Annotated in this window: 19 protein-coding genes; 8 read left to right on the forward strand and 11 right to left on the reverse strand. The window is 68.8% G+C overall.

The window, feature by feature from the left end:
* The first annotated feature begins 27 nt into the window (after positions 1-27).
* On the forward strand, positions 28-1,320 hold the full coding sequence (gene glyA, locus OB2597_RS10365) for a serine hydroxymethyltransferase (RefSeq protein ID WP_009805505.1): 1,293 nt from the start codon (positions 28-30) through the stop codon (positions 1,318-1,320).
* A 326-nt stretch (positions 1,321-1,646) separates the two neighbouring features.
* On the opposite strand, the gene OB2597_RS10370 is transcribed toward glyA, so the two are convergent.
* Positions 1,647-2,033, reverse strand: a complete 387-nt coding sequence (locus OB2597_RS10370; protein ID WP_009805506.1) for a hypothetical protein — start codon at positions 2,031-2,033, stop codon at positions 1,647-1,649.
* Positions 2,034-2,121: 88 nt separating this feature from the next.
* On the opposite strand from OB2597_RS10370, the gene OB2597_RS10375 reads away from it, so the two are divergent.
* Positions 2,122-2,883, forward strand: a complete 762-nt coding sequence (locus tag OB2597_RS10375; protein ID WP_009805507.1) for an alpha/beta fold hydrolase — start codon at positions 2,122-2,124, stop codon at positions 2,881-2,883.
* Between the two features lie 223 nt (positions 2,884-3,106).
* Here the strand turns inward: OB2597_RS10375 and OB2597_RS20955 are convergent, their stop codons facing one another.
* Both OB2597_RS20955 and OB2597_RS10385 read right to left on the reverse strand, forming a co-directional pair.
* Positions 3,107-4,018 (reverse strand): DUF1353 domain-containing protein, encoded by a 912-nt coding sequence (locus OB2597_RS20955; protein WP_009805508.1) that lies wholly within the window; start codon positions 4,016-4,018, stop codon positions 3,107-3,109.
* A 405-nt stretch (positions 4,019-4,423) separates the two neighbouring features.
* Entirely contained in the window at positions 4,424-4,636 is a 213-nt protein-coding gene (locus tag OB2597_RS10385) for a dodecin (RefSeq protein ID WP_009805509.1), read from the reverse strand.
* Between the two features lie 202 nt (positions 4,637-4,838).
* On the opposite strand from OB2597_RS10385, the gene OB2597_RS10390 reads away from it, so the two are divergent.
* The gene (locus OB2597_RS10390) at positions 4,839-5,096 is read left to right on the forward strand and encodes a hypothetical protein (RefSeq protein ID WP_009805510.1); all 258 of its coding nucleotides are present in this window, start codon (positions 4,839-4,841) and stop codon (positions 5,094-5,096) included.
* A gap of 261 nt (positions 5,097-5,357) precedes the next feature.
* Here OB2597_RS10390 and lepA read toward each other — a convergent pair whose 3' ends face one another.
* Positions 5,358-7,157, reverse strand: coding sequence for a translation elongation factor 4 (lepA, locus tag OB2597_RS10395; protein WP_009805511.1), 1,800 nt, complete (start codon positions 7,155-7,157; stop codon positions 5,358-5,360).
* 107 nt (positions 7,158-7,264) lie between these two features.
* Here lepA and OB2597_RS22280 point away from each other — a divergent pair, with 107 nt between their 5' ends.
* The 4 genes from OB2597_RS22280 (at position 7,265) to OB2597_RS10410 (ending at position 10,175) form a co-directional block, all read left to right on the forward strand.
* The gene (locus OB2597_RS22280) at positions 7,265-7,405 is read left to right on the forward strand and encodes a hypothetical protein (RefSeq protein WP_009805512.1); all 141 of its coding nucleotides are present in this window, start codon (positions 7,265-7,267) and stop codon (positions 7,403-7,405) included.
* 107 nt (positions 7,406-7,512) lie between these two features.
* A complete protein-coding gene (locus OB2597_RS10400; protein WP_009805513.1) occupies positions 7,513-8,295 on the forward strand; it encodes an MBL fold metallo-hydrolase in 783 nt (260 codons plus the stop codon).
* Positions 8,296-8,904: 609 nt separating this feature from the next.
* Entirely contained in the window at positions 8,905-9,207 is a 303-nt protein-coding gene (locus OB2597_RS10405) for a hypothetical protein (protein WP_009805514.1), read from the forward strand.
* A 275-nt stretch (positions 9,208-9,482) separates the two neighbouring features.
* Positions 9,483-10,175, forward strand: a complete 693-nt coding sequence (locus OB2597_RS10410) for an NAD-dependent deacylase (RefSeq protein WP_009805515.1) — start codon at positions 9,483-9,485, stop codon at positions 10,173-10,175.
* Here the strand turns inward: OB2597_RS10410 and OB2597_RS10415 are convergent.
* The 4 genes from OB2597_RS10415 to meaB form a co-directional block, all read right to left on the reverse strand.
* Positions 10,172-10,651, reverse strand: coding sequence for a copper chaperone PCu(A)C (locus OB2597_RS10415; protein ID WP_009805516.1), 480 nt, complete (start codon positions 10,649-10,651; stop codon positions 10,172-10,174). The two genes, OB2597_RS10410 and OB2597_RS10415, sit on opposite strands and share 4 nt — an antisense overlap.
* 39 nt (positions 10,652-10,690) lie before the next feature.
* Entirely contained in the window at positions 10,691-11,044 is a 354-nt protein-coding gene (locus tag OB2597_RS20960) for a hypothetical protein (protein ID WP_009805517.1), read from the reverse strand.
* Positions 11,045-11,148: 104 nt separating this feature from the next.
* On the reverse strand, positions 11,149-11,436 hold the full coding sequence (gene rpmB / locus OB2597_RS10425; RefSeq protein ID WP_009805518.1) for a 50S ribosomal protein L28: 288 nt from the start codon (positions 11,434-11,436) through the stop codon (positions 11,149-11,151).
* A 167-nt stretch (positions 11,437-11,603) separates the two neighbouring features.
* On the reverse strand, positions 11,604-12,581 hold the full coding sequence (gene meaB / locus OB2597_RS10430) for a methylmalonyl Co-A mutase-associated GTPase MeaB (RefSeq protein WP_009805519.1): 978 nt from the start codon (positions 12,579-12,581) through the stop codon (positions 11,604-11,606).
* Positions 12,582-12,698: 117 nt separating this feature from the next.
* Here meaB and hrpB point away from each other — a divergent pair, with 117 nt between their 5' ends.
* Complete coding sequence (gene hrpB / locus OB2597_RS10435) at positions 12,699-15,149, forward strand: ATP-dependent helicase HrpB (RefSeq protein WP_009805520.1); 2,451 nt, start codon at positions 12,699-12,701, stop codon at positions 15,147-15,149.
* A gap of 194 nt (positions 15,150-15,343) precedes the next feature.
* On the opposite strand, the gene argF is transcribed toward hrpB, so the two are convergent.
* The 3 genes from argF to OB2597_RS10450 all read right to left on the reverse strand — a co-directional run bounded on the left by argF (position 15,344) and on the right by OB2597_RS10450 (position 19,672).
* Positions 15,344-16,270: an ornithine carbamoyltransferase gene (gene argF, locus OB2597_RS10440; protein WP_009805521.1), complete on the reverse strand. Its 927-nt coding sequence runs from the start codon at positions 16,268-16,270 to the stop codon at positions 15,344-15,346.
* Between the two features lie 482 nt (positions 16,271-16,752).
* Entirely contained in the window at positions 16,753-17,931 is a 1,179-nt protein-coding gene (locus OB2597_RS10445) for an aspartate aminotransferase family protein (protein ID WP_009805522.1), read from the reverse strand.
* A 286-nt stretch (positions 17,932-18,217) separates the two neighbouring features.
* Complete coding sequence (locus tag OB2597_RS10450; RefSeq protein ID WP_009805523.1) at positions 18,218-19,672, reverse strand: MORN repeat-containing protein; 1,455 nt, start codon at positions 19,670-19,672, stop codon at positions 18,218-18,220.
* Positions 19,673-19,808 lie beyond the last annotated feature (136 nt).

The following is a 19,808-nucleotide window of genomic DNA, read 5'->3' on the forward strand; positions in this document are numbered from 1 at the left end:
CGAACCGGACCCGCAGGAGACGCCGCCATGAAAGACATCAAGGACGCAGGCTTTTTCACCGAAGCGCTGGAAACCCGTGACCCCGAGATCTTCGGCGCCATCCGCAACGAACTTGGCCGCCAGCGCGACGAGATCGAACTGATCGCCTCGGAAAACATCGTCTCCGCCGCCGTGCTCGAGGCGCAGGGGTCCGTGATGACGAACAAGTACGCCGAAGGCTATCCCGGCAAACGCTACTACGGCGGCTGCCAGTTCGTCGACGTGGCCGAGGAACTGGCCATCGAGCGCGCCAAGCAGCTCTTCGGGGCGGGCTTCGCCAACGTCCAGCCGAATTCCGGCAGCCAGATGAACCAGGCGGTGTTCCTGGCGCTGCTGAGGCCCGGCGACACCTTCATGGGGCTCGACCTGAATTCCGGCGGCCATCTCACCCACGGCTCGCCGGTGAACATGTCCGGCAAGTGGTTCAACGTCGTCTCCTATGGCGTGCGCCAGCAGGACGAACTGCTCGACATGGAAGAGGTCCGCGCCAAGGCGCGCGAGCATCGGCCGAAACTGATCCTCGCCGGCGGCACCGCCTATTCCCGCGTCTGGGACTGGCAGGCCTTCCGCGAGATCGCGGACGAGGTCGGCGCCTGGCTTATGGTCGACATGGCCCATATCGCCGGGCTCGTCGCCGGTGGCGCGCATCCCTCTCCGGTCGGCATCGCCGATGTGGTGACCACCACCACCCACAAGTCGCTCCGCGGGCCCCGCGGCGGCATGATCCTGACCAATGACGAGAGCATCGCCAAGAAGGTCAACTCGGCCGTCTTCCCCGGCCTGCAGGGCGGGCCCCTGATGCATGTCGTCGCCGCCAAGGCCGTGGCCTTCGGCGAGGCGCTGCGCCCCGAGTTCAAGGGCTACGCGGCCCAGGTCGTCGCCAACGCCCGCGCCATGGCCGATCAGCTCATGAAAGGCGGGATCGACGTGGTCTCCGGCGGCACCGACAACCACCTCTGCCTTGCCGACCTGCGCCCCAAGAAGGTCACCGGCAAGGCCGCCGAGGCCGCGCTCGGCCGCGCGCATATCACCTGCAACAAGAACGGCGTCCCCTTCGATCCGGAAAAGCCCTTCGTGACCAGCGGCATCCGCCTCGGCACGCCGGCCGGCACCACCCGCGGCTTCGGCGAAGACGAGTTCCGCCAGATCGCCGATTGGATCGTCGAGGTGGTGGACGGACTGGCCGCCAACGGCGAGGACGGCAATGCGGAGGTCGAGGCCAAGGTGAAATCCGAGGTCGCCGGCCTCTGCGCCCGCTTCCCCCTCTACGCCGGCATATGACCTGCAGGCGGTCGCTGCCCGCACCCGCAACGACCGCCCCCGCGCACGACCTGCGCATCCGGCGCCGCGACCCTGCTTCACCTTGCCGAAAATACTCCGGGGGTGAATTGAGCCCGCAGGGCTCAAGAGGGGGCCGCGCCCCCTCTTGGTCCTTCTGATTGCGCACCTCCGGTGCGACAGGGGGCCGCGCCCCCTCTTGTCCCTTCTGATCGCGCACCTCCGGTGCGACAGGAAACAGCGCCTCCTTCTCCTCCTCGTCACCCCCCGAGCGACCGGAAACAGCGCCTCCTTCAGCAGTCCGGGCCGGACTCGCCGGCCACCAAGCCTCAGACCCACCCCTGCCAGAGCGCAAACAGCAGCCACAGAACGAAGAGCAGCAGGAAGTTGAAGGCCAGCGAGGCCAGCGCCCCCAGCATCCAGCCCCGGCGCCGGTCGTTGCGGTCGATCCCCCTGGCCCCGGCGATCAACCGGTCCAGTTCCCGGTCCACCTTGAGCGGATCGATCTGCTGGCGCAGCTTCGGATGTCCGGCCAGGTCCTGCGCGGCCAGCACCGCCTCGCCCGCCTTGCGCGCCCGCGACGGAAGCCGCCGCCCCGCCCGCTTCAACGCATCCCGCAGGGTGTCCGGCTTGCCGCCGAACGCCTTGCGCAACGCCTCGCGCGCCTCTTCGGTGCGGCGGTTGAAATCCTCGTCGTTGAAAGCGCTCTCGGTCATCGTCTCGGGAATACAGCGAACTGCGAAAAGGCTCAACGGGGCCGATGACGCTCTGGCGAAGCCCCGGGTCGCCGGATAGGGTCGCGCCATGCTGAACATGCTTCGCCACGACGGCCCCGAAGGCTCCATCCCCCTCGTCATCGCGCACGGGCTCTTCGGCTCGGCCCGGAACTGGAACGTGATCGCCAGACGCCTGTCGCGCGATCGCACCGTGATCGCCGTCGACATGCGCAACCACGGCGAAAGCCCGCATTTCGACAGCAACGCGTATCAGGACATGGCCGATGATCTGGCCGAGGTCATGGCCCCCCTGGGCGAGGTCGACCTGCTGGGGCATTCCATGGGCGGCAAGGCGGCGATGACCCTGGCCCTGACCCGGCCCGAACATCTGCGCCGCCTCATCGTTGCCGATATCGCACCCGTCACCTATCCGCATTCCCAGACCGACAAGATCGAGGCCATGGAAGCAGTCGATCTCGCCTCGGTCACCCGCCGCTCGGATGCGCAGGAGCAATTGGCGCGACATGGCATCGAGCCCGCGCTGCAGGCCTTCTTCACCCAGTCGCTCGACCTTGCGGACCGGCGCTGGCGCTACAACCTGCCGGTGCTGCGCCGCGACATGGAGAAGATAATCGGCTTTCCGCAGATCGAGGGCCGGCACCAGGGACGCACGCTTTTCCTCACCGGCGCCGAGAGCGACTATGTGCAGCCCGGGCATCGCGACACGATCAAGCAGCTTTTCCCCCGCGCCGTATTCGCCAAGCTTCCCGGCGCCGGCCACTGGCTGCACGCCGACAAGCCGCGCGAGTTCGAGGCCGCCGTCACCGCCTTCCTCTCGGCGGGAGAGTGACCGCCAATCGCGAGCCGTGAGCCGAGCGCAGGCGGCTTGTATCGCTGCACGGAGATATTCTGTCCGCGCTCCCGTACCGCGGGCAAAATCTGGTCACACGACAGACAGGACTGCGCCAAGGCTGCGCGGACGGCTCACCCCTCACGGGACCCGGCTGCAAAAATGGCGATCGCCGGCCGCCCCCCCGATCCGGGCGGACAGCCTCCCGGGAGATCGCCCCGAGCTACAGCGCGTTACCGATCGAGAGTTCCGCCTCGACCAGGCCCTGAGCGGCCTCTTCCGACGCCTCCTCCGAACCCGTCGTGGGGGCGTCGCTCACGGGATCGCCTGCATCGCCCACGGGATCACGCGCCCGCCCCTCATCGGCGGGTTCGGCCGGACCGGAGGCGTCCGCGCCCGGCGTGGCGGGGAACTGTGCCAGCACCTCGGCCAGTGCCGCGTCGACTAGCGCCTCGATCCCCGGAAGCGACGGGTTGGTGGCGGCGATCACATCCACGATGTCGGACAGCGCCTGTTGCAGAGCCTCTTCCGGCACATGCCCGAGCTGGGGATTGTCGATGCGGCCACGGGCCAGCCGGGTCGACAGAACCTCGCGCCCGGCCAGTGGATCGGGCCGGGTGAAGGGCCAGCGCGGTCCGCCCATGTAGACGGCCGCATACATGGTCTTGGCCCGCCGCTCGGGCGTGCCCCCGACGCGCAGCGCCTCGTAGAACATCCGGTGCGTGTCCCGCCAGGGCCGCGTGTGGAAATAGGTCGTGCCCTCGTTGCCGACGCCGCAATAGCTGTCATGCACCGCCGCCGCCTTGGCAAAGGGCGCGCTGGTCGGTCGCCCCACCACCGCCACGAAGGCCGGCGGGATCGAGGCGCCGTCGGTCAGCGTCCCCTCGGGCGCCACCCAGAGCTGCCCCGTCGCATCGACGAAGTTCAGCTCCGCCGCCAGCGGCTTGAACGGATAGGGCCGCCGGGGCAGCCGGACCACATTCTGCGCGAGCCTCAGCGGATCGTTGATGAAGGCGCAGATCGCGCTGCGCGGGTCCGAGCAGAACTGGCTGTCGTCGCGGCGGTCGTCGTCGGACACCTGCATGCAGGCGGAGAGGGCCAGACAGGCGGCCAAGGGGGCAAGAGATCGGATCATGGAAAAGGCACTGGACAAAGGGAACCGGAATGGCCCGAGTGTTTCCGATTTCGCGACACTCGGCAAGAGCGCCGGCCCGCCCTCCTGCCTCCGGAGTCGAGAGCCTCGCGCGCGGCTGGGTGCCGGCCCCACGTGCCGCACCGTCTCCGTCGTCGGGACCTCCGCCGCCTATCAGCCGGGAGACCGTTCGCCCGCGCCTGCCGGGGCGGGAGGCCTCCGGCCGATACCCACGCCACGGCGAAAGCCGCGCCCGCCGCGCCCGCGATGCATGTGGCCCGCGATGCACAAGGCCCGCTATGCGAGTGGCCCGCGACGGCACGAAGCGCGGTCGCGGGCTGCCCGGTAGCAAAACCGTCCCGCAGGCGGGGCTGGCCCCGGGAGGCGGCCGGCAAGAGTTCGGTGCGCCTAGCGCTCCAGCCGGAAGCCCAGTTTCACGCCGACTTGGAAATGCGCCACCTCGCCATCCTCGCCCACGTGGCCGCGGATCTGGGTGACTTCGAACCACTCGACATGGCGAATGGTCTGGCTGGCGGTCGAGACGGCCTTGCGGACGGCATCGTCCACGGACGTGTCGGACGAGCCGTAGATCTCGGTCACGGGATAGACATGGTCTGACATCGGGAAACCTCCTTTGATGGTGTGCAGATGAAAGTAGGGCGGAGGCGACGGGGCGGTAGGCGGGGTTCACCGGCACGAGGTTCGGTGCGTGCACGCCCCATCCTGCGGGCCGCCGGCCATGTTCCGCGCATGCCGCACGACGGTACGGAACATGCCGCGGCGCGGCGCATTTCCCGGATACGGCAACCCCAAGGAGTGACCGATGCTGAAACTGATGTTCCTGCCCCAGATGATGATGCTGAGCTATTTCGACACGCTGACCCGGATGATGCGCAGCTATGGCGAACGCGCGCGGGAAGCCGGCGACCGTTCGACCGACATGGCGGAGAGCGCGACCGAAGCCGCCGCCGAGGCCACCCGCACCGCCACCCGCGAAACCGCCGGCGCGGCGCGGGCTGCGGCGCCCGGCAAGACGCCCTCGGTGGAGAGCAAGGAGGGGGATGCGAAGACGCCGGTTTGACGGGTGCTATGGCCGCAACGGCGCCTGCCGGGCGCCGGAACGGACACCCCTGATCGGGCGCTAAGACCGCAGGGTGCGTGAGTCACGCACCTTGCCGCGCCGTTGCACGCTTTTATGTTTTGTCAATTTGGCCCGCCTGCCTCCCGCGCCCCGCAGGCTGCGTGCTTGCACGCATCGCTTGGAAGGCGCAGGGCCGATGCGTCACAGGTCTGGCGCAGGGCGGCGGTGCGTGCAGGCACGCACCTTATGGGCGGACCGGCCTCAGCTGTCCATCTTCAGGGCGGAAATGAACGCCTCCTGCGGGATATCCACTTTCCCGAACTGGCGCATCTTCTTCTTGCCGGCTTTCTGCTTGTCCAGGAGCTTGCGTTTCCGGGTCGCGTCGCCGCCGTAGCATTTCGCCGTCACGTCCTTGCGCAGCGCGGCCAGCGTCTCGCGCGCGATCACCTTGCCGCCGATGGCCGCCTGGATCGGGATCTTGAACATGTGGCGCGGGATCAGGTCCTTGAGCTTTTCGCACATCGCCCGGCCCCGCATCTCGGCGCGGTCGCGGTGGACCATCATCGACAGCGCGTCCACCGGCTCGTCGTTCACGAGGATCTGCATCTTGACGAGGTTGTCCTGCCGATACCCCTCAAGCTGGTAGTCGAAAGAGGCATAGCCCTTGGTGACCGACTTCAGCCGGTCGTAGAAATCGAACACCACCTCGTTCAGCGGCAGGTCGTAGACCGCCATCGCCCGGCCGCCCACATAGGTCAGATCCAGCTGGATGCCGCGCCGGTCCTGGCAGAGCTTCAGCACGTCGCCCAGGTAATCGTCGGGAACCATGATCGTCGCCTTGATCCGCGGCTCCTCGACATGGTCCACGTGGGTCGGATCGGGCATGTCCGCCGGGTTGTGCAGGTCGATCTTCTCGCCGTCGCGCATGTAGACATGGTAGATCACCGACGGCGCGGTGGTGATCAGCTCGATAGCGTATTCGCGCTCGATCCGGTCGCGGATCACCTCGAGATGCAGCAACCCGAGGAAGCCGCAGCGGAAGCCGAAGCCGAGCGCGGCCGAGGTCTCCATCTCGTAGGAGAACGAGGCATCGTTCAGCGCCAGTTTCTCGATCGCGTCGCGCAGGTCCTCGAACTCGGCCGAATCGACCGGGAACAACCCGCAGAACACCACCGGGACCGAAGGCTTGAAGCCCGGCAGCGGGGTCTCGCAGCCCTTCTTCTCGGTGGTGATCGTGTCGCCGACCTTGGTGTCGCGCACCTGCTTGATCTGGGCGGTGAGAAACCCGATCTCGCCCGGCGCCAATTCGTCGACCACCTGCATGGCGGGCCGGAAGACGCCGATCCGGTCGACCGAGTATTTCGCGCCGGTCTGCATCATCTTGATCTGGTCGCCCTTCTTCAGGACGCCGTCCATGATCCGCACCAGAACGACCACGCCGAGATAGGGGTCGTACCAGCTGTCCACCAGCATCGCCTTGAGCGGCGCGTCGCGCTCGCCCTCGGGCGCGGGCAGGCGGGCGATGATCGCCTCGAGCGTCTCCTCGATGCCGATGCCGGACTTGGCCGAGACCAGCAGCGCCTCGGAGGCGTCGATGCCGATCACGTCCTCGATCTGCTCCTTCACCCGGTCGGGTTCGGACGCTGGCAGGTCGATCTTGTTCAGCACCGGCACGATCTCGTGATCCGCGTCGATCGCCTGATAGACGTTCGCCAGCGTCTGCGCCTCGACCCCTTGCGTCGAGTCGACCACCAGCAGCGAGCCCTCGACCGCGCGCATGGACCGGCTGACCTCATAGGCGAAATCCACGTGGCCGGGCGTGTCGATCAGGTTCAGCACATAGGTCTCGCCGTCCTTGGCGATGTATTCGATCCGGACCGTGTTGGCCTTGATGGTGATGCCCCGCTCGCGCTCGATATCCATCGCGTCGAGAAGCTGTTCCTTCATCTCGCGGGCCGAGACGGTGTTCGTCGACTGGATCAGACGGTCGGCCAGGGTGGATTTCCCGTGGTCGATATGGGCAACGATCGAGAAGTTGCGGATATGTGCGAGGTCGGTCATTCGCGCCAGATACCAGAGGTTCGCGAGGCGTGGAAGATGGCATGAATTGGCCGACGCGATTTGACCGCGCGACGTGTCCGTGCACCTTTGTCGAAAGGAGGCGGACCATGAACATGGGCACCTGGATCGCCATCGGCATCGGTCTCGGCGCCGGGCTTGGGGTGGCGATGGACAACCCCGGCGCGGGCATCGCCATCGGCACAGGAATCGGCGCGGCGCTCGGCGCGGCGACCTCCGGCTCTGGCTGAAACGACCGGGACGGGCGATGACGCCCCTGCCCCCGTTGACGCATTCGTGAAGAGTCTCCGGGGAGGCGCGCGCTAACTCCCCGGGAAACACCCAGGGAGACGACACCATGCTGAACCGACGCACCCTCCTGCTTACCGGCGCGGCCGCGACCGGCGCGACCCTCATCCGCCCCTATGCGGCCATGGCGGAAAGCCACGGCGAGATGGGCGGCGACACATACCCGACCGACGGCGGAGAGATCACGATCCACCCGGTCTCGCACGCCTCTTTCGTGATGGAGACCCCGGCGGGCGTGATCTATGTCGACCCGGTCGGCGGCGGCGCCCTCTATGACGATTTCCCGGCTCCCGACCTCATCCTGCTGACCCATCACCACGGCGACCATTTCGACCCGGAGACGCTCGAGACGCTCTGGAACGACGATATCGAGATGATCGCCAACCCCACCGTCTTCGAGAAGCTGCCGGAGAAGATGAAGGCCAAGACCGCCTCGATGTCGAACGGCGACACGGGCGAGGCACGCGGCCTCCCCATCGAGGCCATCCCCGCCTACAACACCACCGAGGACAGGCTGCAATATCACCCCGAGGGCCGCGACAACGGCTATATCGTGACCATCGACGGCCTGCGGGTCTATATCGCGGGCGATACCGAGGACATCCCCGAGATGCGCGCCCTCGAGAACATCGACATCGCCTTCGTGCCGTTCAACCTGCCCTATACGATGGACGAGGAACAGGCCGCGAGCGCGGTCGCCGAATTCGCTCCGCGGTTCGTCTATCCCTATCACTACCGCGACAGCGATCCCGAGCTGTTCAAGCGGCTGCTGAACGAGGCCAACAGCGACCCCGAGGTCAGGATGGGCCCCTGGTACGGGCAGTCGATCTGACGGGGTGAATTGCCGGACCGGCGCCATGGGCCCGGTCCGCGACCGGCGGCGACGCGAGGGCGCGACGCCGGTGCCCGGGCCCCGTCGAACTGGGCGAGGAACACGCCGCCCGGGGTGCTCCAGATGCCGACATGTGGCCGGTCGCCCCGCCGGCCCGCATGAGCAGCGGGTCGATCGCATCGGGATTCCCGGCTGTGAAGGTCTGCACGCGCCCGTCACGGGCTCGACCCACCTGCGCGTTCGGCAGTATCGAAATGACGCAGTAGGCATCGGGCAGGATCGTGTCGGCCACGACCTCCCGGGCGGTCAGGGCCGCGGTGGCCGCGGTGGCGGAAATCATTCAGTGCATGTGCCAGTTCCCGGAAATCGATCTCAGGTACCGCGAACGACACCGATGAGACGTGCCGGATGATGTCCATCAGCCGAAGCTGATTGCCGAACCGCCTCTGCCTGCCCTCGCCCGTGCCTCGGACAGGCGGCATTTCGCGCAGCGCGCCTGTGGATATGTTGAAATTTGCCCTGCTTTTCGGCATAAGGGAAACGCGCTGTTTCCGGCGCGGGGACTATAACAGACGGTCGGACGAACCGGCCAAGGGACAAGGCAGTAGAATGCGCTTTTTTCTGACCGCGGCCACCGCCGCACTCTTCCTGACCACCGCAGCAGCAGAAGCCGGACCGGTGAGCCGCGCCTGTCTCGCCTCGGACCGGGGCGCGCGCAACGCGCAGGTCTGTGGCTGCATCCAGCATGTCGCGAATTCGACGCTCGACTGGTCCGACCAGCGTCTGGTGGCCAAGATCTTCCGCAAGCCGCAGATGGCCCAGGACATCAAGATGTCCGACAGCCGCCAGCACGAGGTTTTCTGGAAGAAGTACAAGGCCTTCGGGGCGACGGCATCCAGGGCCTGCTCCTGACCCGAGCCGGCAGCTGGTGCTGACGCGGGCCGCGGCGCGCGAGGCAAAGCCATCGGCTGTGCCGCAGTGAACCGCACGCCGTGCCCCCGCCCGGCGCGCGGCCTGCCCTTCTGACCCCGCTCCGGAACGACGGGTCCGGGCTTCGGGCCGGACGTTCAGCGGCGCACGCCCCCCCGACCGCAAGAGATGCCCCGCTCCGCCCCTGCGGACAAAGAGCATTCGATCCGGCGCGGCCTTGCGCTAGCCTTGTGACGAGATCGAAAGGGGGCACGAAGATGGACAACATCGTCATTCTGACCGGGGCCGGCATCTCGACCGAAAGCGGCATGGGCACCTTCCGCGGCGCCGGTGGCCTGTGGGAGAACCGGCGTGTCGAGGACGTGGCCACCCCCGAGGGCTTCGCGCGCGATCCCGAGATGGTGCATCGGTTCTACAACATGCGCCGGCAGAAGGCCGCCTCGGTCCGGCCGAATGCCGCGCACGAGGCGCTCGCCCGCCTTCAGCGCGAACATCCGGGCAAGGTCACACTGGTGACCCAGAACGTCGACGCGCTGCACGAGGCCGGCGGCTCGGACAGCGTGATCCACATGCACGGCCGTCTCGCCGGCGCGCTCTGCGCCGCCTGCGATCACAGGTGGGAGGCCCCGGACGAGATGCATCCGGGCTTTCCCTGCCCCGCCTGCGCCGCGCCTCACGCCCGCCCCGACGTGGTGTGGTTCGGCGAGATGCCCTATCACATGGAGGAGATCTTCGACGCCCTGTCGACCTGCACGCTCTTCGCCGCCATCGGCACCTCGGGTCAGGTCTACCCCGCCGCCGGGTTCGTGCAGGAGGCCTTTCGCGCCGGCGCCCATACGGTCGAGATCAATCTCGAACCCTCTGCGGTGGTCTCGGATTTCGCGGAAACCCGCTTCGGTCCCGCCACCCAGACCGTCCCGGCCTGGGTGGACGAGGTCCTGGGGCGCTAGTCGCCCATCTTCATATCGCCGTGGCCGTGGTGCGCATCGTCCTGCCGCTCGAGGTCGACGGGAATATCGACCGCGATTTCACCGGCCTTCTCGAAGACCAGCGTCACCGGGATCGTGGCGCCCTGTTCGAACGGGTGGTTGAGCCCCATGAACATCACGTGATCGCCGCCGCGCTTCAGCCTGTGATGGCCGCCGGCCGGAACTGGAAACCCGTCCTCGACCTCGCGCATCTTCATCACGCCGCTGTCGTCGGAGAGATGGGTATGAAGCTCGACCCGCTTCGCGGCATCCGAACGCACCGCGATCAGGCGGTCGTCCTCGTCGCCGCTGTTGACCAGTTCCATGAAGGCGGCGCCGGCCATGGCCATCGGACCGGAGGACCGTGCATAGGGATCGTTGACGGTGATCTCGGCCATGGCGGCCGAGGCAAGGGCAAGGGTGGAAAGCCCGGCAAGGGCAAGGGTACGGGTGAACATGCTACGTGTCCTTTGATCTGAATGTCTTGGTGAACCGGTTCAGATCGCCGCCGGAGGCCCCCGCGCCCGCAGCACGTGATGCCGGGGCCCTGCCACGGCGTGGTCGCGCAGACGGGTTCCCGCCGTCTCGCCGACGCCCGCCACCGGCACTGCCGCGACCGGGGGCAGGTCCAGCGCGAGAATCAGCGACAGGGCGTAGTCGGGACAGAAGACCGGATCGCCGATGGGGGTCCCCTCGGCATCCACGTAGACCATGACCGGTCCGCTGCCGGTGCAGAGTTCCATGGTACCCGAAGGCCCCGGCGCCGCATGCGCCACCGCCGCCGCCTGGGCGGTCAGCAGCATCACGAGGCTCAGCAGCCCGGGCAGGATATGACGGCAGGCATGTCTCACGCGGTCTCTCTACACGCCGGGCGCCCCCATGCCATTGCGACAAACGGAAACAGCCCCGCATCCGAAGGGGATACGGGGCTGTCCGGAAACCATCGCGAAAGGGATCAGGCGGGCGCCTGGACCTTTGCGATTTCCTTTTTGACTTTCAGCGCATTGGCGGACAGCTCGCTGTCCTTCGCCTTGGCAAGGAACTTGTCCAGCCCGCCGCGATGATCAACCGTCCGCAGGGCGGCGGCGGAAATCCGCAGCTTGATGTTGCGGCCGAGCGCTTCCGAGCGCAGGGACACGTCGTTCAGGTTCGGCAGAAACCGGCGGCGGGTCTTGTTGTTGGCATGGCTGACATTGTTGCCAGTCATCGGGCCTTTACCGGTCAGTTCGCAACGGCGCGACATGGGTCACTCCTCGTCTTGGTCGTAGGGCGAAGGTCGCGCCCTCTGTCGGAAAACAAACGGGCACAGCCACAGACCGTGCCCCGAAATCGGTCCGGGCCTGATACCCCCCTTCCCCCGACTCGTCAAGACCCGCTCCGGCCGATTCCGGGCGGGCCGCGGGGGCCCGTTCAGCGCAGCCGCGAGAGCATCTCCTCGGCCGCCGCGGTCGCGGTCGTCCCGCCCCCGGCGACCTCTTCCGCCAGGCGGTCCATCTCGGCCTGCATCTCCGGCGCATCGAGCCGCGCCAGCAGCCCGTTCCTGACGTCCTCGCGGAACCAGTAGCGCGCCTGCTCCGCGCGCCGCCCCTCGAAGAACCCGGTCTCGCGGCGCCACTCCGTCAGGGCCTGCATCTCGTCCCAGGCCGCCGCCAACCCCGTCTCCTCGACGGCCGATACCGTCATCGCCTTGGGGAAGCCGTCCGGATCCTGCGGCCGCTTGCGCAGCAGGCGCAGCGCGCCGGAATAGTCGGCACAGGTCCGTGTCGCCGTCGCCCTGAGATCGCCGTCCGCCTTGTTCACCAGGATCATATCCGCCATCTCCATGATGCCGCGCTTGACCCCCTGCAATTCGTCCCCGCCCGCCGGGGCGAGCAGCAGCAGGAACAGGTCGGTCATCTCGGCCACCATGGTCTCGGACTGGCCCACGCCCACGGTCTCGACCAGGATCACGTCGAATCCCGCCGCCTCGCAGAGCGCCACCGCCTCGCGCGAGCGTCGCGCCACGCCGCCCAGCTGGGACTGCGCGGGCGAGGGCCGGATATAGGCGTTCGGCTCGCGCGAGAGCTGCTCCATCCGGGTCTTGTCGCCCAGGATCGACCCGCCCGACCGCGCCGAGGAGGGATCGACCGCCAGAACCGCCACCCGCAGCCCCCGGCCGCAGAGCATCATCCCGAAGGCTTCGATGAAAGTGGACTTGCCGACGCCCGGCGTTCCCGACAGGCCGATCCGCAGGGCCGGCGCGCGGTCATTCCTTTGCACCAGCCGTTCCAGCAGCGCGACCGCCTGGGCGCGGTGATCCGCACGGCCGCTTTCGACCAGGGTGATCGCGCGCGACAGGCTCCGCCGGTCGCCGGCTGCGATCTTCTCGGCCATCGCCTCGATTTCCATGCCGCCCCCTCTGCGCAGATAGCCCTGTTCCGGGTCCGCTTGTGTATGCCCGCCGCCGCAACCGGCGGCAACCCGTCTGGCCTCCGGTCCCGCGATATCCGATAAGGCGGCATGCCCATGGACCGCCTGCCCATCGACGACGCCCTGCCCGACCTGCTCGCCGCCCTGCGCGAAACCGGCCGCGCCGTCCTTCAGGCGCCGCCGGGCGCGGGCAAGACGACCCGTGTCCCCCTCGCCATGCGCGAAGCCGGGCTGACCGCGGGCCGTATCCTGATGCTCGAACCCCGCCGCCTGGCCGCCCGTGCCGCCGCCGACCGCATGGCGGCGAGCCTGGGGGAAAAGGCCGGGCAGACGGTCGGCTACCGCATCCGGGGCGAGAGCGTGACCTCGGCCGACACCCGGATCGAGGTGGTGACCGAGGGAATCCTCACCCGCATGATCCAGTCCGACCCGGAACTCGCCGGCATCGGCGCGGTGATCTTCGACGAATTCCACGAACGCTCCCTCAACGCCGATCTCGGCCTCGCCCTCTGTCTCGAGATCGCCGGCGCGCTGCGCGACGACCTGATCCTGCTGGCCATGTCTGCGACGCTCGACGCCGAACCGGTGGCGACGCTAATGCAGGCCCCCGTCATCACCTCCGAGGGCCGCGCCTTTCCCGTCGACATCCGTCACCGCGACGCGCCCCTGCCCCGCGACGCGAGGATCGAAAGCGCGACGGCCGAAACGGTCCTCGCGGCCCTCGCCGAGACCGAGGGCGGCGTGCTCGTCTTCCTGCCCGGCGAAGGCGAGATCCGCCGCACCGAGGCGCTGCTGCGCGACAGGCTTCCCGGGGGGGGCGATGCCGTCCACCTGCACAGGCTCTTCGGTGCCATGCCCCTGCCGGCGCAGCGCGCCGCCATCCGCCCGGCCGAAACGGGGCGCAAGGTCGTGCTGGCCACCTCCATCGCCGAAACCTCGCTCACCATCGAGGACGTCCGCGTGGTCGTCGATGCAGGCCGCGCCCGCCGCGCCAGGTTCGATCCCGGCTCCGGCATGTCGCGGCTCGTCACCGAACGGGTTTCACGGGCCGAGGCTGCGCAACGGGCGGGCCGCGCCGGCCGTGTCGCCCCCGGCACCTGCTACCGGCTCTGGACCCGGGGCGAGGACGGCGCCCTTCCGGCCTTCGCCCCGCCCGAGATCGAGACCGCCGATCTCGCCCCCCTCGCCCTCGAACTCGCGCTCTGGGGCGCCGGCCCCGAGGCCGTGCCCCTCCTGACCCCGCCCAACCCGGGCGCCTATGCCGAGGGCACCGCGCTGCTGGGCGACCTCGGCGCCCTCGGGGCGGACGGGCTGATCACCGATCACGGCCGGCGCATCGCCCGTCTGCCCGCCCATCCCCGGCTGGCCAACATGCTGATCCGCGCCGGGAAACCCGCCGCACCGCTCGCCGCCCTCCTGGCCGACCGCGATCCCCTGCCGCGTAGCGCCCCGGTCGATCTCTCGCTCCGGATGGACGCCCTCGCCGATTCGCGCGCCTTTGCCGACCGGCACCCCTGGCAGGCCGACCGGGGCGCCATCGCCCGCATCCGCGACGAGGCCCGGCGCCTCGCCCGCCTGGCGCCCGACGCCGCGCGCCTGCCCCTCGCCGAAATGGCCGCGCTGGCCTATCCCGACCGCGTCGGGCAGCGCCGCAAGAGCGAGGCGCCGCGCTACGTGCTGTCGGGCGGCAAGGGGGCGATCCTGCCCGAGGGCGATCCGCTCTCTGCCGAGGGCTTCATCGTCGCCACGGATCTCGACGGCAACCCGCGCGAGGCCAGGGTGCGCCAGGCCGTCCGGATCAGCGCCGCCGAACTGCGCGAGACCTTTCCCGACCGCATCGCCTGGACGACCGTCTGCGACTGGTCCCGCCGCGATCGCCGGGTCGTGGCGCGGCAGCAGGAACGGCTGGGCGCGGCGGTGCTCGACGACCGCATCTGGAAGGACGCGCCCCCCGAGGCGATCGCCCGCGCCATGCTGGACGGCGTGCGCGATCTCGGCCTGACGGTGTCGGACAAGGCGAGGCTCTTCCTGGCGCGCGTCCGGCTGGCGGGCACCGGGACGGATCTGCCGGACTATTCCGAAGAGGCGCTGATGGCAGAACTGGAGGACTGGCTCCTGCCCTACCTCGACGGCGTCCGCGACGCGGCCGCCTGGCGCAGGTTCGACATCCTGCCGGCCCTCCGGGCGCGCCTCGACTGGGACAGCCTGCAGGCGCTCGACCGGATCGCCCCGGCGGCCTTCACCACCCCGCTGGGCCGCAAGATCCCGATCGACTATGCATCGGACCCGCCCGAAATCACGCTCCGCCTGCAGGAGCTCTTCGGCCGAACGGAGCATCCGACGATCGGCGGCACGCCCCTCAAGATCACCCTGCTCTCGCCGGCCGGCCGACCGATCCAGACCACGGCGGATCTGCCCGGCTTCTGGGCCGGCAGCTATGCCGATGTGCGCAAGGACATGCGCGCCCGCTATCCGAAACACCCCTGGCCCGAAGACCCCGCGCAGGCCGACCCCACGCTGCGCGCGAAGCCCCGCAAGCCGGGCTGAGCCGCGATCCCGTTCGGACGGGACGGCATGGCGGGGCGGCGCGTCCAGCCCGACGGACAGAACGCTTCCCGCAGTCTCCATCCGGCCGGCATCCTCGGGTCAGGCCCGAAGTCTCCGTCCGCCGGTCGCCCGCTGGCCGGTGAGCTCCCCGGGTCAGGCCCGAGGATGCCCCGCGCCGGGGACCAGCCGCCAGATCAGACCCCGAGGCACCAGCGCATCACGGCCTTCTGCGCATGCAACCGGTTCTCGGCCTCGTCGAAGATCACCGACTGCGGCCCGTCCATCACCGAGGAGGTCACCTCCTCCTCTCGATGCGCGGGCAGGCAGTGCATGAAGAGCGCCTCCGGGCTCGCCGCGGCCATCAGGCGGTCGTTCACCTGGTAGGCCCGCAGCAGGTTGTGCCGCCGCTCGCGCGAGGACTGGGCATCGTGCATCGAGACCCATGTGTCGGCGACCACCAGATCCGCCCCGTCCACGCCCTTCCAGGGATCGCGCTCGATCCGCACATTCGTGCCGGCCGCCCGCGCCTGGTCCAGAAACTCCCTGTCGGGATCGAGCTGCTGCGGTCCGCAGAAGGTCAGGTTGAAGCCGAACTGCGTCGCCGCATGGAGGAAAGAGGCGAAGACGTTGTTGCCGTCCCCCAGCCAGGTCACGTTCTTCCCCGCGATCGATCCGCGATGTTCCTCGTAGGTCATCACGTCGGCCATGATCTGGCAGGGATGCGTCCGGTCCGTCAGGCCGTTGATGACGGGGACCGAGGCATAGTCCGCCATCTCCTGCAGCACGGCCTCGTCGAAGGTCCGGAGCATAATCAGATCGACGTAGCGCGACAGGACGCGCGCCGTGTCGGCGATGGTCTCGCCGTGTCCCAGCTGCATGTCCTGCCCCGAGAGCACCATCGTCTGTCCTCCCATCTGCCGCACGCCCACGTCGAAGGAGACGCGGGTCCGGGTCGAGGGCTTCTCGAAGATCAGCGCCACCATCCGCCCCGCCAGCGGCTGTTCGTCGTCCGGTGCGCCGCGGCTGCGGCCGGCGCGGGCCTCCTTCATCGACCGGGCCTGGTCGATCATCTGCCGCAGCGCGGCCCGCTCGGTGGTGTGGATGTCCAGGAAATGATTCATCGGCTGGTCCTTTGGCGGAGCGGGGAAAGGGGCTCTGCCCCTTCACGGCAATTCGGGGAATTGCCGCTCACCCCGGGATATTTTCATCAAGAAGAAGATCAGGATCTTCGCGTCACCCGTTCGGCATGAAACCCGTCGTCATCGCGCCCGCGGCCGCTGGAGGGAACCCGGCGCGGCCGCAAGAGACGGTCGCGCGGGCAGGTCGCCGGGTCAGGAGCCGGTCAGGACAGGTGCGGTCGCCGCCCCCGGCCCCCCGCCGAGACGCGGGATCGCCGACGGAGAAGCGGAAACATCGGCCGCCGCGCGGCTGGCGGGAGTGGCAGGCCGCGTCACGGGCCGGCCGGTCCGCACAGCGACCGGTCGTACTGCCGAGCGCCGCGGCTTCTCGGTCGGGAGCCCCCCGCCACGCCCGGAGATGGGGGCCGACCGGCGCGCCCCGCTGCGTCGGCACGGCCTCCGGTGCTCGCGGCCTCGGCGTCATCTCAGCCATGTCCGGCCACCCGCTTCGCCACACGATCCAGCCGGTCCGCCGCCTCGGCGATCTCGTCGTCGCCGAGCGTCAGCGCCGGCAGCAGCCGGATCACGTTGTCGGCCGCCGGCACGGTGATCAGCTGCTCCTCGTAGCCCGCCTTGACGACGTCGCCGTTGGCCGGCCTGCATTTGAGCCCGAGCATGAAGCCCGTCCCCCGGACCTCCTCGAAGACCTCCGGGTTCCCGGCCACCAGCCCTTCCAGCTTCTGGCGGAAGAGCGCCCCCTTGCGGCGCACCTCCTCCAGGAACCCCGGCGCGGTGATCGCCTCCACCACCGCCAGCCCCACGGCGCAGCCCAACGGATTGCCGCCATAGGTCGAGCCATGGGTGCCCGCCGTCATGCCCGACGCCGCCGCGCCGGTCGCCAGCACCGCGCCGAGCGGAAAGCCTCCGCCGATGCCCTTGGCCACCAGCATGATATCCGGCGCCACCCCGGCCCATTCATGCGCGAAGAGCCGACCGGTCCGGCCCATGCCGCTCTGGATCTCGTCGGCCATGAGCAGCGCGCCGCTCTCGTCGCAGAGCGCCCGGAGTTTCTTGAGCACCGTATCCGGAGCCACGTTGATGCCGCCCTCGCCCTGCACGGGCTCGATCAGGATGGCGGCGGTCCGCTCGCTGACGGCGGCCTCGAGCGCCTCCATGTCGCCCCAGGGCACCTGGACGAAGCCGGGCAGCAGCGGCCCGAACCCCTTGACCATCTTCTCGGTCCCGACGGCGGCGATCGCGGCCGAGGACCGGCCGTGGAAGGCCCCCGAGAAGGTGATGATCTCGACCCGGTCGGGCTCGCCCCTCTCGTAGTGATACTTGCGCGCCATCTTGACGCCCAGTTCCATGCTCTCGGTGCCGGAATTGGTGAAGAAGACCGTATCGGCGAAGGTCGCCGCCACCAGCCGGTCGGCCAGCGCCTGCTGCTGCGGGATCTCGTAGAGGTTCGACACGTGCCACAGTTTCTGCGCCTGGTCGGTCAGCGCCTGCACGATCGCCGGATGGGCATGGCCGAGAGCGGCCACCGCGATGCCCGAGCCCAGATCGAGAAAGCGGCGCCCGTCCTCCTCGATCAGCCACGAGCCTTCGCCCTTCACGAAGTGAAGCGGCGCACGGGAATAGGTCGGCAGAACGGACGGGATCATCGCGTCATCCTCTGGTCAAAAGAGCCTTGAGGAAGCATATCCTCGAAAGCAAAGTCAATATTTTCAGGGTGGAATGCGCCGGGCGTGGCGCGGACAGGCAGGCGGGACGTCAGGCGCGGGTGCGTCGGCGTCGGATCGCTGGGATATGGGACAGACCTGTCATGCCCCGCTCATACAGCCCGCCGCCCGCACCGCCAAGCGGAAATCGCGCCGCCGCCCCCTTCTTTGGTCCGGCAAGTATCCTGGGGTGAATTGGCGCCGCAGGCGCCGAGAGGGGCAAAGCCCCTCATTCCGTCGCCGTCGCCGACGCCTCGTCCTCGCCGGAGGTCGTCTCGCCCTCTTCGGCCTTCAGCGCGCCGTTGATCCAGCGACCGCTCTCCTCCTCGCCCGAGGCGTAGCGCATCGTGCCCTGCCCCTGGCGGCGGCCATCCTCGAAGAAGCCCTCGTAGACATCGCCGTTGGCATAGGTGGCGACGCCCTGGCCGGTGATCGCGCCTTCCTCCCAGCCGCCGGTATAGGTGAACCCGTCCGCCATGGTGATCGTGCCCTGCCCGTGGCGCTGGCCGTCGACGAAGTCGCCCTCGTAGACCGTGCCGTCGGCATAGGTGGCCGTGCCCCGGCCCTCGCGCTCGCCCTCGACCCACTCGCCCTCGTAGCGATAGCCGTCGGGATAGGTCATGACCCCCTGGCCGTGGTTCTGCGCATTGCGGAATTCGCCCTCGTAGGTCAGCCCGCTGGGATAGGTCGCGACGCCCTGCCCGTGGATCACCCCGTCCTGCCACTCGCCCTCGTAGGTCGCGCCGTCGGGATAGGTGATCCTGCCGATACCGTTGGCGAGGTCGTCGCGGAACGCGCCCTCGTAGACCGAGCCGTCGGGATAGGTCACGCGGCCCGTTCCCTCGATCTTGCCGTTCACCCACTGGCCGGCATAGACATAGCCGTCGGCCCCGGTGAACCGGCCCTCGCCGTGGCGCAGGTCGTTCTCGAATTCGCCCTCGTAGACGTCGCCGTTGGCATAGGTGACCTTGCCGCGCCCCTCGCGCTTGCCCTCGACCAGCGCGCCCTCGTAGACATCGCCGTTGGGCTGCGTCAGCGTGCCGACCCCGTCGATCTGGCCGTTCTTCCAGGTGCCCTCGTAGATCAGCCCGTCGGGCATGGTCAGCCGCCCCTGCCCCTCGCGCGCGCCGCGCACGATCTCGCCCACGTAGACCGCGCCGTCGGGATAGGTGATCGTGCCCTCGCCCTCCTTGACGCCATTGACCCAGTCGCCGTCGTAGACATAGCCGCCGGGCGCCGTCATCACCCCCTGACCGTGGTGCATGGCGTTGCGGAACTGACCTTCGTAGGTCGTGCCGTTGGCATAGTTGGCGATGCCCTGGCCGTTGATCTTGCCTTCCTCCCAGTCGCCCTCGTAGGTGCCGCCGTCCGAAAACACGATCTTGCCGACGCCATGCGGCTTGCCCTTGGCGAATTCCCCCTCGTAGACCGAACCGTTCGGGAACCTGGCGGTACCGCGACCGCGGATCTCGCCCTCGACCCAGTCGCCGGAATATTCATACCCGTTGGGCAGGGTGTAGGTGCCGGTCCCGTGCTGCAGCCCGTCCTTGAAGGTGCCCTCGTAGACCCCGCCGTCGTCGTACTGCTTGGTCTGCACCGCACCGTCCTGCGCGGCGGCCGGCGACGCCAGTCCCGCCGCGAGGGCGGCGCTGCAAAGAAGGGTGGTCAGATGTCTGCGTGGCATGGTCCCTGCTCTCCCGGGTCTCCGGCCGTCCTGCGGGCCGGACCGATCAAAACCTAGTCGGCGGACCGCATCGCCGCAATGCCTTTTGGCCAAATCACCTTTTCCTCACGCACACGTGCCGGTAATCAGGCCCGAG

Origin of the sequence: Pseudooceanicola batsensis HTCC2597, assembly GCF_000152725.1 — a bacterium.
Taxonomy (GTDB): domain Bacteria; phylum Pseudomonadota; class Alphaproteobacteria; order Rhodobacterales; family Rhodobacteraceae; genus Pseudooceanicola; species Pseudooceanicola batsensis.